We start from the raw sequence: 15,937 nt of genomic DNA, 5'->3' as shown, positions 1-15,937 counted from the left end.
CGTGGAGACAGGTTGATGATAACCTGTCTCCACGTCTTATCTAAAGCAGAAAATCGGGAGTGTAAACTAAACTGTGTAAGTAAGAATACGTACGGTTCTTACTCACACAGTTTTTTATTTGGTAGAATAAGAGTAACGAAAAAGGAGCGTGATTGATATGGCAAAGCCTAAAAGAAATCCTAACTCCGAAGAATTAGCTAACAAGATTATTGAAAAATATCAACCAGAATCGGTAGAGGACATGCAGAATGCACTCAAAGATATATTTGGCCCTATGTTTGAATCCATGTTGAAGGGTGAAATGAATCATCATTTAGGCTATGAAGCGAACGATAAAGGGGAAAAAGAAACAGAAAACAGACGGAATGGCTATGGAAAGAAAACCATCAAAACGAGCACCGGTGAAGTGGATATCAAAGTACCAAGAGATCGTGATGGTTCCTATAATCCAGAACTGATACCGAAACGGCAAAAGGATGTCTCTGCGATTGAGAGTAAAGTGATTTCCATGTATGCACGCGGGATGTCGCAGCGGGATATTTCTTCAACGATTGAAGATATTTATGGTTTTTCAGTGTCCCATGAAATGGTATCGGATATTACAGATCAGGTTCTTCCTGAGCTGGAAGAATGGCAAACTAGACCGTTAAGTAGCTGTTACGCCTTTGTTTTTGTAGATTGTATGTACACAACGATTCGCAATCAATATGAAACAAAGAAATATGCCGTCTATACCATTTTGGGATACACGATAGAGGGCAATAAAGAGATTCTTGGTTTATGGCTTAACGAAACGGAAAGTAAGCATAAATGGATGCAGATTTTCGATGAAATTAAGGCAAGAGGAGTCGAAGATATTTTCTTTCTATCCATGGATGGGGTAAGTGGTTTAGAAGAGGGATCACGTGCGATTTTTCCGGATGTCATTGTACAACGATGTATGGTTCATTTAATTCGTAACTCCGTCAAATATGTTCCTAGTAAGGATTATAAAGCATTCACCAAAGCGTTAAAGAAAGTCTATGGTGCACCAAGCCTTAAGGCTTGCCTAAGTGCTTTTGAATCTTTTCAACAACAATGGGCTGCATATCAAGGAGCTATTGATGTATGGACAAGAAACTTCCACCATGTAGAGCAACTTTATGATTATGGGAGTTCCATTCGTAAAGTTATGTACACCACAAATGCGGTAGAAAGCATCCATTCCAGCTTCAGAAAAGTAACCAAAAAAGGAGCATTCCCCAACGAGAACGCTCTATTAAAAGTATTATTTTTACGAGTAAAAGAACTCGAAACCAAATGGGAAGGTGGTCATATCCAAAACTGGGCAATGGTTATGAACCAACTACTTCTCCATGAAAATCTAAAAGAGAGGGCTTTAAAATATCTTGAGTAAGTTTGAACTTACACACTTTATTTGACAACCCCAGAAAATCTCTCCATCATTTCCCAGCATCTTCTTGTTCCCTCTATAGTACTGAAAGACATTCTTGTAAATAGACATTCCATATCACCATCTAAATGCTTCGTTCTAACAATCTCAAACCTCACAGACTGAAATTGTAAATAAGACTTGATATAGTGGGATACTATTTTGTTGTTGAGATTGCTACTTCACCACAAATCAGATACCTCCTCTAATAGCATTCAAATCAATCAAGCAAACACCAATCTATAAAACCTGAGCTAGCATCCTCTATCTTTTTCAGATAATTAACTATTCCATCATATATACCCAGATTATTCAAAACCTCAAATTCTTCTACTTCATATAATTTTAGTATCCATTTATTATCATCTTTTTTTATGTAGCTACTTCCTTCCAGATCTTTAATTCTACTTATGTCTATATGTTCCATAAAAATATCAGGCCGTTTTGCAATGTTAAGATGGTCTATCAAACTTAATTCATCACAGACTAAGCATGTAGAACCGACAATCTCACCATCTGGATATAATTCGTATGTCAACTTTGTATCATCTAGGTATTTAAAAACTTTACTTTTATCGTCTCCATTTCCCAATCTGTGTAAATAACCCTTAATTGATGGTTGGATATGAAATTTAGTAAATTTAAAAGGACTCATTTCAAAAAACATTCGACATAATAAGCCTTCCCAATCATAACGCTTTAAGTAATAAGGTCCAAATTCTGCAAATGCTATTTGGATTTGATAACAATTTTCTGTTTTAATCGTCCGTCTAATCTTATTGAAATTTTCAGTAAACAACACCCGAAAAATCGGCTCAATATTTTCATCATCAATTTCTTCATAAGTTATTATTAGCACAAAACAAAATATGAACAAATAGTCTTGAGTAAACCGGATCCACCTACCATCATTCAATATCAAATATTCAAATACTATTTCTTGCAAAGGCTTATTATTTTTCAAATAAATTTCATAAGCCTCGCTCGAGAAAAAACTATCTGTACGCATAATTGGTTCATCCTGTTGCATAAATAAATTAAAACATTCTGCACAGAAAAAAACAAAATCAGAAATTAATTCTTTATTTTCTCTGCAAATATACATCAGCATATATATACTTAATTCTCTTTCTGTTTTAGGTAATTCATAATCTTTGTATTTAAGCATATCTAAAAACAAATGAATTGATTCATTTGTCTGAAACATTTTATAAATAAAAACGGGTTCTCTCATTTTTATTATCTTTATTATTTCCATCTTTTTTTGATCACTTATGTCACTCGCCAAGACGATATCATTCATTTGTTCTTCTTGCTCTATCTCTGTTTCAGTTAACCCATAGATCCACTCTCTTGCTCTCCATTTAACTTCTTGGAAATCTCTTTTTCTTTTACTAATATAATAGCTTTCTGAGTGACTTATTGAGCTAAGTCTATTATCAGCAGTAGGTTTTCTACCACATATAGCAACAATTTCTGCTTCAAACTCTTTTGTATAAGGTAAATCAAATTTATTAAGGATATCTGGTATATCATCAACAATCATATCCAATTCTATTTCCATTCCATAATCATCTAGAAATGCTACTTCAGAAAGTATAGTACCCTTTATTTCCTGTTTAATTTCTTTAGAATATGAACGATTAAACACTTCATAATCACTTGGAAAAGCTTTGCTAAATTCTCTAAGTGCTAAATAATGATAAACACTAAAAGATTCCTCATAATATTTAGCGATAATCTCCCTTCCATTAAAGTGCATGCCTTTTTCTGTACAGTGCACTATAATACCTGGGAAATCATGTAAATCAACGTATTTGTTTTCAATTAATCCATCACCACCCATTGTTACGCAATACATTTTTATCTTTTCTTCTATAAATTGAAAAAGCAATAGGTGACTTTTAGTATTACTAATACGTATAATCCGGTAAATTCTATCTAGTTCTCCGTATTCGCTAAACCTCTCATAATGCTCCCAATTCCAATCATAATCAATAAAACCCATAGCATATTTATCATAATATTGGATACAATCTTGAACAATTAAGTCCTCTACAATTTGGCTACAGTCACCTGAAATATGCTCTAATAAAAAGAGTATTTGATTGTAGAAACAACAACTATAAAGAACTTTCCCAACATAATGGTCTGCATATTTCTTAAAATAGTTATATAGAAAATCTTGTGCTGCCGGAGTAGTGAACCTTAACATTACTTCATCATAGTTATCGTCTAAATACGACTTGACCATTGTCTTTTCTAATTCTGTGAGACAATCTTCTAGTTTCTTAATTTTGATCTTATCCTTGGAATTGTAAACAAATAACTCATAACATTTCTCCATATCTTTGTAACTCATTGGTGCAGATGATATTAGCAATAATAGCGATACAACTCTTGCTTCTATCGATAGTTCGTTGAATATTTCCTCCCAAAAAGAGGCAGGGTTATCAAGATAATCGAGAAGTTCGAAATAATAATTTTCCGGATGAATATTACCATCTAGTTCTTTTTCCAAAAAGAGATTTAGTACTCGAGGATTATAATTCTCACTCAAAACTATATCCTCTGATTTTTCATAGATAAAATCCACATACTCATATTCCAATTTTGAACCATATAGATGACTATAGAGAATATTTGCTTTCTCTTCGTTGCTATACTCATTTATTGTACATACCAAAGCCAATCGTTCTATTTTTTCTCTTAAAATAGGATGATTTTGTAACCCTTGTTGCAAAACATACTCTCTAGTAGTTAAAATCAACCTTATATTTCCATCTGATTCTTTAATGTGCTTTATTAATTTATTTAATTGATATTCAGAATTCCTACCGGTATGTTCATTATGAAAAATACTTCCCCAAAAATCGTCTAAAATAAAAACTTGTTTTTCACTTTTATCTAGCATTTCATAAATATCTTTTATTGAATTCACCCAAATAAATCCATTTAAATTATTAGATTGAAGATATGATAACGCTAGCAAATATGCCATTGTTGTTTTACCAACACCAGGTTCACCTGATAAAATAATAACATTATTTTTCAAACTTTTTTCTAATGCTTCTTGGTACTTCCTCGTTGAAACAAAAATCTTAGAAATATCTAATGCTTTTTGCAATTCAAGCTCAGATTCTTTATAAATAGATTTGTTTATGGAATTGTTGAGCATTTTTGAAAGCACATTCATACTCGACAGCCATAGTTTATGATATCTTAATTCAATTTGTTTATAAGAATCTTCTGCTAAAAGCCTATTCATATCGATTTTGCTTAAAATATCCGTAGTTGTTTTAATATAACCATCAAATAATTGAATAATTTCCATTTTTTCTTTCCAGCTAAGATCTAATGATACTCCTAGAATATATCGATCGGGGTTTAATTTTTGAATCTTTTTATACTCCCTTTTTAAGCTCCTATAAAGACTTTTATAATTAGGTTGATATCTTTTTGCTTGTACTATAGTTGTTCTATCTTTATCAATAAACAACCCATCAATGCCGCTGTCTTTACCTTCCTTAAAAGTCTCAACCGTTATACTTTCTCGTACTTGAACAATATCACAAACAAATTTTTCAAATTCCATCGGTTCAAGCAATGCGTGAAAATCATAATTTGACAATAGACTTCCCCCTCGTACATTTGATTCTATAAGTATTGAACCATTTCCCGAAAAAACAATCATAATATTAAAACATGTTAGGAGTATTATACCAATACCGGAAGAAAAAGAGTACAGTGTAAAACTCTACTCACTTATTGATGAAGCAAATGTGTATCAAAGAATTGGAAACACATTGTTGTATATTTTTAAGCCTCTACTGCGTTTTACTTGTTGGCCACTCAAACTGATAACAATCACAACTATATATCTTCAATTGATACCACCAAACAAAAAAGCCAGCCCCACCGCTCTACAAAAACGGTAAGGACTGACCCCAAATCTAAAGTTACTTTAAATTAAGCCGATTAATTTGCTCAATTACTCCAGGCAGCTCAACCATTGACTTGATTGTAAAATCTGCGCCATTTTGTTTAAAGGTTTGTTCTGTTTTAGCGATAATTTCTTCTTGCTCCACTTCAGACAGCGCGTCGAATTCCTCTGAGCTTAGACCCATTTCAGAGCTGCCGATAATAACGCCTACGGACCAAACCCCTGCGCTGATTGCCTCTTCTATATCTGGGATTGTATCCCCTACTTTTACGACGTTCTGAGCTGCTGATAATTTTAATGCTTCCATGTTTCGGTATATCATATAAGGATACGGTCTTCCTAATGAATTTGTTCCATCAGGTGTTATATAAAAATCTGGGCTATAGCTTTTTTTTGCTGCTTCTGGAACAACAACATCCATCATCTTTTGCGTGTAACCGGAAGTGGAGCCAATTTTCAGCCCTTGGCTTTTTAAGCTTTCCACAGTTTCAAGAACCTCTGGCTTCGGATCGGTATACGTTGCTAATGTTTCCAATAGAGATGATTCAAACGCATTAAATAGGTCCTCTACATCTTGCTCATTAAATGCTCTTCCATATTTCGCTTCCCACAAATCGGAAATTCTCGGCATCTCCAGCATCGCACGAATATGATCAATTTTTAGCAGTCCCATTGGTTCTCTTGCCTCTTCTATTGTCACGTCTATTCCAGCATCTTTAAAAACATTAACAAATGCATTTACCGGTGCAAAGCATCCAAAATCAACTGTTGTTCCTGCCCAATCAAATATTACGCCTTCAACCTTTTTCATTTTACCATCACTCCCATATATTCTTCGATTACACTGCATAATGTTTCGATATCTTCCTCATGAATTTCCCCAATATTCCCAATTCGAAATGTATTGACCTCTGTCAGCTTTCCCGGGTAAAGAACAAACCCTCTCTCTTTCACATAAAGATAAAAGTCCTCAAACTGAAAGCTATCATGCGGGTAAAGAAACGTTGTAATGATTGGTGATTGCTTTTCATCCGTTATATACGTCTGGAATCCAACCTTTGCTAATTTCTCCCGTAATAGTTGATTATTCTGCTGATAACGATGAAATCTTGCCGGAATACCTCCTTCTTCTATTAATTCATCAATTGCTTTGGAAAATGCAGCTACAACATGGGTTGGAGAAGTGTAACGCCACTTTCCGTCCTTGTCCATTGCCTTCCATTGGTCATACAAATCTAGTGATAAACTGCGAGCATTCCCTTTACATGCTTTAAGCTTATCCAGCTTCGCAATGACAAAGCCAAACCCGGGAACACCTTGGATACATTTGTTGGCACTGCTGATTAAATAATCAATACCGAGAGCACGGACATCCATTTCCACTCCAGCAAAACTGCTCATCGCATCGATAATCAGTGTTTTCTCATATGCTTTAGCAAGATCGGAGACCATCTCAATTGGATTTAGTATTCCTGTTGTTGTTTCACAATGAACCATGACAATATGTGTAATCTGTGGGTCCTCTTCTAAAATACATCTTAGTTCAGCTTCATCTGGATATGCATTGTATGCAACGCTATATTGCTGGTATTGCAGACCAATAGAATCAGCTATTTTGACAATACGCTCTCCATAAGCACCATTCGTTATGATTAATGCTTTATCCTGCTTTTTCAATGAAGTTGTCATCACCGATTCAACTGTGAATGTACCACTTCCTTGCATTAATACAGTTGTATATTCATCAGCTGTCACTCCTGCAAGGTCAAGGAGCTGCGTTCTTATTTTTTGGGTAATGTCCTTATAATCTTGATCCCATGTACAGCGATCAAAGAGCATTTCCTCTTTCACTGTAGCTGTTGTTGTTAATGGGCCTGGCGTTAAAAGCTTGTAAGAATTCATGTTTTCTTTATCCTCCTTCATCTATCATTTAATCAGAAGTTGCTGGAAAGAAACGTTTTTTCAAACGAGTTGAAACTACCTCTAATAGAAAGGCAACAATGAGAATGGCGTAGGTAATAAAGCCAACCTCCCGCATATCAAAATAGAAGCTGGAAGCCATAAATAAATCAAATCCAATTCCGCCTGCTCCAGCAGCCGCTCCCATTGCCACAGCTACACCAAAGTTGATTTCAAACCGCAGGAAAATCCACGATAATAAATAGGTAAAAGTGGACGGTAAGACACCGCTTTTTACGATATGCCACCAGTTTCCACCAGTTGATCGCACTGCTTCCAAGATTCCCTTATCAACTTCTTCAAATGCTTCCGAAAATGCTTTAACTAAATATGCAATCGAATGAAACAGCATACCAAGAACCGCCGCTTCACTTCCCAGCCCAGCGGCAATCGCAAAGATCAACACCCATAATACCGTTGGAACAGCCCGAATAAATGCAACAAATACGCGAATAATTCTAGTTAAGCCTAAAGGGGCTAAATTGGTTGCAGCCATCAGGGAAAGGAAAAAGGCAATAATCGCGCCAATAATCGTAGCTAAGAATGCTAGACTAAGCGTTATCCCAACTTGATAAATGGCTTCTCTTAAACCGAAATGACTTAATGCTGGCTCAAAAAACATCACTTTCAAGTTATACGCTGTTTCCGTAATCGCTGAGCCTAATTCCAGCCCAGCATAGTTAAAGAATAGAAAGGCAACAAATGTCAAAATAGTAAGAACACCTAATGTGCTCCTTAGGACTCGATCCCCTTTATTACCCGATTTTATATGAATACGGCCGTCTTTCTTTCGCTTTATATAGGTTGCTTCCATTATAGAATCACCTTCCGCACATAATTTGAAATAAGGTCGACAACAATAACGATTATGACAATACATAATGTCACAAGCGCTACGGCATTATAATTTAACATCTTATAATACATATCAAAGGTATATCCGATTCCTGTCCCTGTTAAAATCCCCACCAATGTAGCATTTCGAATGTTGGTTTCTACCATAAACAACACCCAGCTGATCATCTGCGGCAAACTTTGTGGAATAACAGCCTTCCCTACAATTTGGAAATAGGTAGACCCTGTTGCAATCAATGCCTCGACAGAACTTTGGCTCGCTTCATCAATCGATTCAATAAATGCCCTTGTTAAAAAACCTACCGTCCCAACAAATAGCGCGAGAAAGCCTGTTACGGAATTTTGTCCAAAAGAAATGAGCAAAACCAACGCCCATGCAACGACTGGGATATTTCTTGATACGGAAGCAATAAAACGGGCAAATACACTTAAAAAATTATTTACTTTTGTCACTTTTGAACCTAATACCCCTAAGAAGAGCGAGACAACAGCTGCTATCGTTGTTGCCGCTATCGACATAAACGTAGTTTCAGCTAGTTTTTCCAAGATGGTCGGCAATTTATCGAGCGTTTCCTGCGTCACCATTAGATTAGAAAACATCCAGCCGATAGCTTTAGGGATTGTCGCTAACCCATCTACAAAGTTAAATGATGTAATTGCTGCTGATAAATAGGTTAGAACGATGATGATGAGAAGAAAGATTACTGTCTGCCATCTGTTTTTTCGCATCTTTTTTTCATTCACAGTCATCTCTCCTTACGCGGTTATTAAATCTTCCGTTTTGGTTCCGTAAATTTTGTTAATTTGCTCTTCATTAAGTTCATGACTTGTTCCAGTAAATACAATTTCACCTTTATTTAAACCAATGATACGGTCTGAATAATGTTTCGCCACATCCACTTGATGTAAATTCACCAAACATGTAATGCCCATTTCCGTACTGATTGATTTTAAAAGATCCATGATAATCTTAGAGGAATTTGGATCCAATGAAGCAATCGGTTCATCACATAGGATAAGCTTTGGTTCTTGAATAAGCGCTCTGCATATCCCTACACGTTGCTGCTGGCCACCACTTAATTGGTCACATCGCTTATATGCGTGTTCATGTATTCCCAACTTCTCCAACAGGTAAAAGGCACGTTCTTTTTCTGCTTCTGTATATCTTCCTAACAATCCCTGCAGGGTTGTTTTATAACCAAATCGACCATGCAGTACATTCTCAATCACTGTCAAACGAGGGACGAGATTATAGTGCTGAAACACCATCCCAATATTCGCTCTTACATTTCGTAGTTCTTTTTTATCTAAACTTCCAACATCACGATTGTTAAACATAATCTTTCCTTCACTAAATTCAACCATTCGATTCATACAACGCAGCAAGGTAGATTTACCAGCACCAGACGGACCAATGATAGAAACAAGTTCTTCTGCTTTTATTTCAAAGTTAATATTCTTTAATATTTGTTTGTCGGCTGTATATGATTTCCCAAGTCCTTCTACTCTTAACAATGACATGTGTATTGACTCCTTTTTTAGAGCTTATTTAGTGAGGGCGCGTGTATAAACAGAAGTACACGCTCCCTGTTTTCACTTTTCCTTACTAAAATTACTTTGAAATTTCGCGAATTGGATCATACCATTCATCTTCCACTGGCAACAGTCTTTCTTTATCACTTTTAGAGAATAAAGCGCTCTGTTCTGAATCCTCTCAGGGGCAAAGATTTTTTCATTATTTGCTACTTCATCTGAGGTTAATAGTTCTTGAATTTTATCAAAATCCGCTTGTCCGATGACATCCATATTCACAACAAATGGTTCATTTAATACTGGGTCGGAACTCATTAATGTAAATTCTTTGCCTGTAACTGAATTGAAAGGCTCGGCTGCATTGTCTTTCACGCGATAAACACCACCAGCAGTATTTTCTTCTCCTTCAGCAAGCTCCACATATTCTTCCACACAAGTATCACAGAATGCTGCAACATCTGCATTGCCCGATAACAAATTGACTGCGGAACCTTGGTGAGAGTTGCCAAATAATACTTGGGAGAACAATGGCCCGCTTCCCATTAAGTCTTCTTCCGTTAAATCTGCATATGCTTCTTGTTGTGAGAAATGTTCAATAATAGTAGATGATGGAACTTTAAACCCTGATGTTGAACTGTTTGATACGAATGAAAATCTTGTATCTGCAATCGTATCAAGAGAGAATTCCCCATTTTCTTTAAACTTGTCTTGCTCGTCCACATTCACCGCTAACCAGCTATAGTATTTAGCATCATCCAATATTCCGGATTCACCGGATTTTACGGCTAAGGTTTGAACCGCATCATTTCTGTTATTTGCTTCTACATATCCTTGTGAACCCATGAATGCAAGGTCCGCATTGTTGCCTGCTAACGTTTCAATCGCAATCGAGTAGTCCGTTGTTAATTGATGCTCTACCTCTTTACCTGTAGCCTCTGAAATAAGTCTTCCAATTTCATCACGAGATGACTTCAAATCATTACCAGACTCGTTCGGATACCAAACAATTTTAATCACATCATCTGCTGTTGCACTACCACTATTACCGCCACCACATGCCGTTAACAAAACAGCGAACACGGCGATCATTATCAATAAAAGTTTTGTTTTCATATTTTACACTCCTTATCCTTAATAAATAGACCGTAATATTTGTTTGACATCTTCCTGTGTTAAAGCAACTGGGTTATTATCCATCCGACCCTTTGTAAAGGCATTTGCGGCAACTTTTTCGATTATTTCTTCATTCGCATTGTAATCTCTGAGCTTGCTTGAAGAACCTGCTAACTGATGAAAATGCTCAATAAGACCTTGAACTTCACTGCAGCTGCTTACCCCAAATGCTTGTAATAGCTTATCGCTCTCCATAATCGAGTCAAAATTGATTTTCATTACGTTAGCCAATGTAATGCTTGCAGCTATCCCATGGACCATTCCAAGTTCCAGCGTTAGAGGATAGGATATGGAGTGGCAGGCAGTCGTCCGGGTGTTACTAAAGGCAAGACCTGCGTACAAGCTACCCAAAGCTATTTCATTTCTATATGTAACTTCATTCGGATGATTTAATACCTTCTCAAAGTTGCTGACAATACGTTTGATCGCTTCTAATGAATAGATTCTTGAAATTTCATTGGAGCTTTTTGACCAGTAAGCCTCTGTCGCATGACATAATGCATCTAAAGCAGTTGAAGCCGTTAATCCTTTCGGTAATGATACGGTAAGCGTTGGATCAATGATGGCTGCATAAGAATACAAGTGTTCACTATCAACCGACATTTTCACTCCGTTGGCGCGATCCCAAATCGTTGCCCAGCAAGTAACCTCAGAACCCGTACCTGAGGTAGTAGGAATGCCAATCCATGGTACAACGTTTTGATTTTCTGCATATTGTTTTTGTTCAATCACGGTACGTAATGCAGAGACAGACTCTATTTTCATATCCTTTAAAGCAGCTAATGATTTCGAGAGATCCAGAACACTGCCTCCTCCAATTCCTACGATGCACTGATAATCAACGTTTTTAATTTGCTCATAGTAATGAAACAAGTCTTCCACATCAGGATTGGATATGTTCACTTCTATCTGCTTTACTTCATAACCCTCCAGGCATTTATAAAGGTTACGTCCAGCCTCGGATTCTGAGAAGTCACCTCCTCGATGTAAAAGGGCAATATTGCTAAATTGAGGTTTGATCGTATGTAGTACTTCTTTCATGACATCTATGGTATCTATTTTAATTTTGACAGGGTTGTAAAAGTTCCCCATTTGGCCATTTCCTTTCTTTGTTAGCTTTTGTTTTGCTGCACAATGCAAGATTAATCCGTATTCTGCAGTTTTACAAGGGGTTTTACAGTTAATTAACAAAAAATTAATGCTTTTTACATAGAATGTATGCTTTTTTTACTTTACAAATTGCTTTTATTTGCTTTGTTTTGCTATTTTTTAATATATGTTATGATTTGTATATACAAAGGAAGATGGGAGAGCTGGATGATGTTACAGGAGCAAAGACATCAAATGATTGAATCCTTTTTAAAACAGCAAAAAGCTGTAAAAGCTTCAGAGCTTGCTACTTTATTAGATATCTCCATTGATACGGTCCGGAGGGATTTAGAGGTTCTTGAGAAAAAAGGAATCGTCAAACGAGTTCACGGCGGGGCTGTTTTAACTCAAAAAAGTGATAATGCACTAAACAGACTTTTTAGTGAGAGAGAGGTCAAAAATCAAGAAAAAAAACATGAAGCTGCCTTAGCAGCAATTGAATTAATTGAAGAAGGGCAGGCAATTGCACTAAACGGCGGGACAACGACGATCGAAATTGCGAAGGTACTTGTTAACAAGTTTAAGCGATTAACAATTATTACAAACGATCTTCGTATTCTATCTATTCTTGGGGAAAATAAAAACTTCAACGTTATCCTCACCGGCGGATTTTTTAATCCAGAGGAATATACGTTATATGGGAAACAATGCGAAGAAATCCTTTCTGATTTTAATATTGATATTGCTTTTCTTACGGTAAACGGATTATCACTTGAACATGGTTTAACCGATTTTAGAATGCATGAAGTAGGCGTTATTCAAACCATTATCTCACGCTCAAAGCATAAAGTAGTCGTTGCGGATTCATCAAAGTTTGAGACATCTTCTTACATCAATGTGTGTCCATTAAAAGATATTAATCTAATTGTTACGGATAGCTCACTTCCATCTGATATCGCAGCGGAATATAGTAAACAGGATATTCGGATTCTTTCTCCACACTAATCAGAAATGAGTTGCAGTAATTAAATGAAAAACAGATTAGCTTCCTTCCAAATAGGATAGATATCTATTCATAAATTAACCTATGATGGTAAATTTCTTGTTACTGCTTCCTGATCTATTCCTGAACAGCCAAGATACGCGACAATTTCTGATATAAACGCTTTAGAGTCAAAGACAGAATTTGTCGCGTTCAACTAACTAGTCCACTAACCTACTTTTCGATTTAAGAATTCTCCGGTTTCCTTTCTCAAAGAATTTAAACTAATTTTGAAATTATGCTTTAACCCCCTTTTTCCCACGTTTAGGAAAGCTGGGTTTTGAAAGTCGAAAAACAGTATCACATATTGTCTTACGATGTCGAAATTCTATTAATTTTCTTGAGTATATTACGGTAATTTATATGTTATCTTTTAATTAAGGGCCCGATATAAAGTAATCGTTCGAACTATTTTAGTCTTTATAAAAGTATCGCTGGATCGGTAGCTTGTTTCAATTATCTGTGAGGTGATTTTTGATGAACAAGGTTTTAGCAATCTCAATTTTAGGAATGGGTTTAACTGGTGCCGTTTTAATCATTTCGATCTCTCTGTTGTTTAAATCTCCAATGGGAAATGTGTTGACGATGGTTACTGCTGCTTCAACAGCAGCTTTTGTTATATTCACTGTCTCGGCTTTCGTATTTCGTCGGCGATTAGATGAAAAAAGAGAGTAATATATATTAAATTAATAAAGTCGTAGACAGGGCGACTACTTATAGCAAAAATTGTGGTTTAATGCAGTAAATGTTTTTTTATTTCTTTATGAACTTTAGGTGTCATAACTTAACCTAATAAAGAGGTATTTTTTATTTATTTCAGTAATCTCAATATCATCGTCTTTTTACTGTTCTCCTGTATAAAAGGATAGAACTTGTTAAGGGTCATTAATATCCCCTAATAAAATGGAAAGCTAACCTCAATCAACAATCGATTCAAGATTAACAAGCCTATCCCCTACACCAGATTACTTTTACCAACCTGCATCGCCACCTGCAAATCCCCAATCTCCTTCTGAATCTGCGGAAAACCTGGAATTTCCGGAATACGCCGTGTCTTCGGTATCTCCATTTGTTTCGCCGATTTTGCCATCATTTCAAAAACAAGCATCAGCTGTGCTAAATCATCATCTTTAATGGATGGTAGATCTTGCTTTCTTGATGCAGCTTCCAATAAATAGCCTAACTGTTCAATCGAGAAAATAACGGACCATAATTGCTCCAAAGCCTTTTGATTACGTGGTATTTCTCCTAAAGCTGTTCGATAAACGAGACTTAAATTCTTCAAGTTGGTGTGCATTTTCTTTGATTCACTACTGCTCGTAATATCCACATCGTCCTTTGAGCCAGAAAACATTAAAGCCAACAATTGCATCTGGCTACGAATCGTTTTAGCAATTAAATGCGGAAGACGACTGGATGCCGATCTCCTGCCGAAAAGGAATATGCCAACGAGTCCAATCGCACAACCAATCAGAATATCCGTAATCCTTGCTGTCGCAAAAAAGCGTAAATCATAGATTTGCGATGTGTTTTCCGCCATAAATATTGCATTTGGTGTAATGAAACATACAGCAATCGCATAATTTCTTGGGATAAATAGCTCCGTCAAGAACGTGAGCAACAAAATAACCAAGATGATAAAGATACCATCTGGATGGGTGGAAAGAAGCAAAGCTGCAATCAGGACTCCGACAATTGTTCCCAATGACCGCTGGATGGCACGGTGAAATGTAGTGATAATGGTTGAACCTAACATAACAGCGCCACAGGATAATACAATCCAATAAGAACGATCAAACTCAAATGAAAAGGCAATGATGGATGCAATAAATAGGATAAAACCATAACGAATCGCAGAAATAAAGACGAAGGAATTTTTATGAAAGCTTCCCGACAGTGTCTCCTTCAACGACCGCTTTGGAACATGTATTTCTTTCCCTAATCGTTCATCGTCTCCATTTAAAATGTGCGTTGCTTCATTTAGCATCTTTTGTAAACGAAGGTTGGTTTCCGTATCATTCATGAACTGGATTGGTTTATCCGGCGTATGTTTGTCTATTTTATTCGCTATTTCCCGAAGCGTTTGAGCAATTTCTGACGGAGGCTTTGTGTCAGGTGTAGCATAGAATTCGATAACCTCCGCATAAATTAAATTTGCTTGCTCATATAAATAGTATAGTTTTCTAAATTCAGCCGAATTTTGCCAGGATATATACGCCCTCGATAATGTATCTCCAGTGTCTCTTAGCGTTTGTAGGGTCTTTTGTCTTTCTTTACTAAACTCCGCTGTCCCTATCACATCAATTAAAGATGCCAGCTCTATATACACACGCTTGATCGCGTTTCTCTCTGGGCCGTGGGGATTAATAAACCAGCCGCTCATTGCAAGAACCCATGCGAAAGCCCCACCTAATAAAGTAAGCCCTGCTCGCATCGGTGCAAGGGAAGGATCAATTGGCATAGCCGAGGTTATGGTGAAGACTAACACAAAAAATATTGCCGCAGGTCCTGGAATTTTCAACGCCCCAAAAAGGAAGGTAAACAGAAAGCCAAGTACACCGACCATCAATGAGAATAAAAATGGATAAGGCGCAAGCAGCATTCCTAGACCAATTGATAGTGATAGGCCAATCATAACAAAAAATAACTTCTTCGCACGTTCGGCATATGGTTCATTAAACATATACAGATATGTAAAACCGCCAATTCCAGCTGCCAGACCAGATTGTAAGTCACCGAGCATCAATCCAACCCCAGCCGGAAATGCTGCACTGACTCCAGCGAGAATTGCTTTATTCCATGGTAGGGGATTTCTTTTAATTTCAAATGCTTGGATTAATGTTTTTATAAATGTTGAATCCTTGAAAGTTGTATGTTTTCCCATCCAAGCTACTCTCCTTAAATAATACCG

At 36.5% G+C, this 15,937-nt stretch carries 11 protein-coding genes and 1 pseudogene; 3 read left to right on the top strand and 9 right to left on the bottom strand.

All coding sequences use genetic code 11. The annotated features are described in order from the left end of the window. Positions 1–157: 157 nt before the first annotated feature. Positions 158–1,396, top strand: a complete 1,239-nt coding sequence (locus tag F1560_RS05275; protein ID WP_245347847.1) for an IS256 family transposase — start codon at positions 158–160, stop codon at positions 1,394–1,396. Between the two features lie 256 nt (positions 1,397–1,652). On the opposite strand, the gene F1560_RS05270 is transcribed toward F1560_RS05275, so the two are convergent. From F1560_RS05270 to F1560_RS05235, 8 genes and pseudogenes are all read right to left on the bottom strand, one after another. Next, positions 1,653–5,063, bottom strand: a complete 3,411-nt coding sequence (locus F1560_RS05270) for an nSTAND3 domain-containing NTPase (protein WP_187773637.1) — start codon at positions 5,061–5,063, stop codon at positions 1,653–1,655. A gap of 328 nt (positions 5,064–5,391) precedes the next feature. Continuing rightward, positions 5,392–6,186 carry a phosphonoacetaldehyde hydrolase gene (gene phnX / locus F1560_RS05265; RefSeq protein WP_149473590.1) on the bottom strand — a complete coding sequence of 265 codons (795 nt, stop codon included), beginning with the start codon at positions 6,184–6,186 and terminating at the stop codon, positions 5,392–5,394. Continuing rightward, a complete protein-coding gene (locus F1560_RS05260; RefSeq protein WP_149473589.1) occupies positions 6,183–7,277 on the bottom strand; it encodes a 2-aminoethylphosphonate--pyruvate transaminase in 1,095 nt (364 codons plus the stop codon). The genes phnX and F1560_RS05260 overlap by 4 nt, the downstream gene beginning before the upstream one ends. Before the next feature lie 28 nt (positions 7,278–7,305). Continuing rightward, on the bottom strand, positions 7,306–8,148 hold the full coding sequence (locus F1560_RS05255; RefSeq protein WP_149473588.1) for an ABC transporter permease subunit: 843 nt from the start codon (positions 8,146–8,148) through the stop codon (positions 7,306–7,308). After that, entirely contained in the window at positions 8,148–8,933 is a 786-nt protein-coding gene (locus F1560_RS05250) for a PhnE/PtxC family ABC transporter permease (RefSeq protein WP_149473587.1), read from the bottom strand. Before F1560_RS05250 ends, F1560_RS05255 begins: the two co-directional genes overlap by 1 nt. Before the next feature lie 12 nt (positions 8,934–8,945). Continuing rightward, positions 8,946–9,710, bottom strand: coding sequence for a phosphonate ABC transporter ATP-binding protein (phnC, locus tag F1560_RS05245; protein WP_149473586.1), 765 nt, complete (start codon positions 9,708–9,710; stop codon positions 8,946–8,948). Positions 9,711–9,801: 91 nt separating this feature from the next. After that, positions 9,802–10,835 (bottom strand): annotated as a pseudogene (locus F1560_RS05240) (PhnD/SsuA/transferrin family substrate-binding protein). 18 nt (positions 10,836–10,853) lie between these two features. Next, positions 10,854–11,987, bottom strand: a complete 1,134-nt coding sequence (locus F1560_RS05235) for a phosphonoacetaldehyde reductase (RefSeq protein WP_149473585.1) — start codon at positions 11,985–11,987, stop codon at positions 10,854–10,856. A gap of 228 nt (positions 11,988–12,215) precedes the next feature. On the opposite strand from F1560_RS05235, the gene F1560_RS05230 reads away from it, so the two are divergent. Together F1560_RS05230 and F1560_RS05225 are read left to right on the top strand one after the other, a co-directional pair. Then, positions 12,216–12,989 (top strand): DeoR/GlpR family DNA-binding transcription regulator, encoded by a 774-nt coding sequence (locus F1560_RS05230; protein ID WP_187773636.1) that lies wholly within the window; start codon positions 12,216–12,218, stop codon positions 12,987–12,989. A 514-nt stretch (positions 12,990–13,503) separates the two neighbouring features. Next, complete coding sequence (locus F1560_RS05225; protein WP_149473583.1) at positions 13,504–13,701, top strand: hypothetical protein; 198 nt, start codon at positions 13,504–13,506, stop codon at positions 13,699–13,701. Between the two features lie 280 nt (positions 13,702–13,981). Here F1560_RS05225 and F1560_RS05220 read toward each other — a convergent pair whose 3' ends face one another. After that, the gene (locus F1560_RS05220) at positions 13,982–15,910 is read right to left on the bottom strand and encodes an FUSC family protein (protein ID WP_149473582.1); all 1,929 of its coding nucleotides are present in this window, start codon (positions 15,908–15,910) and stop codon (positions 13,982–13,984) included. Positions 15,911–15,937 lie beyond the last annotated feature (27 nt).

The organism is Oceanobacillus polygoni, from assembly GCF_008304605.1.
In the GTDB taxonomy this organism is placed as follows: domain Bacteria; phylum Bacillota; class Bacilli; order Bacillales; family Amphibacillaceae; genus Oceanobacillus; species Oceanobacillus polygoni.
Note: the sequence above shows the minus strand (reverse complement) of the source record. Positions and strands in the feature narration are given on the sequence as shown.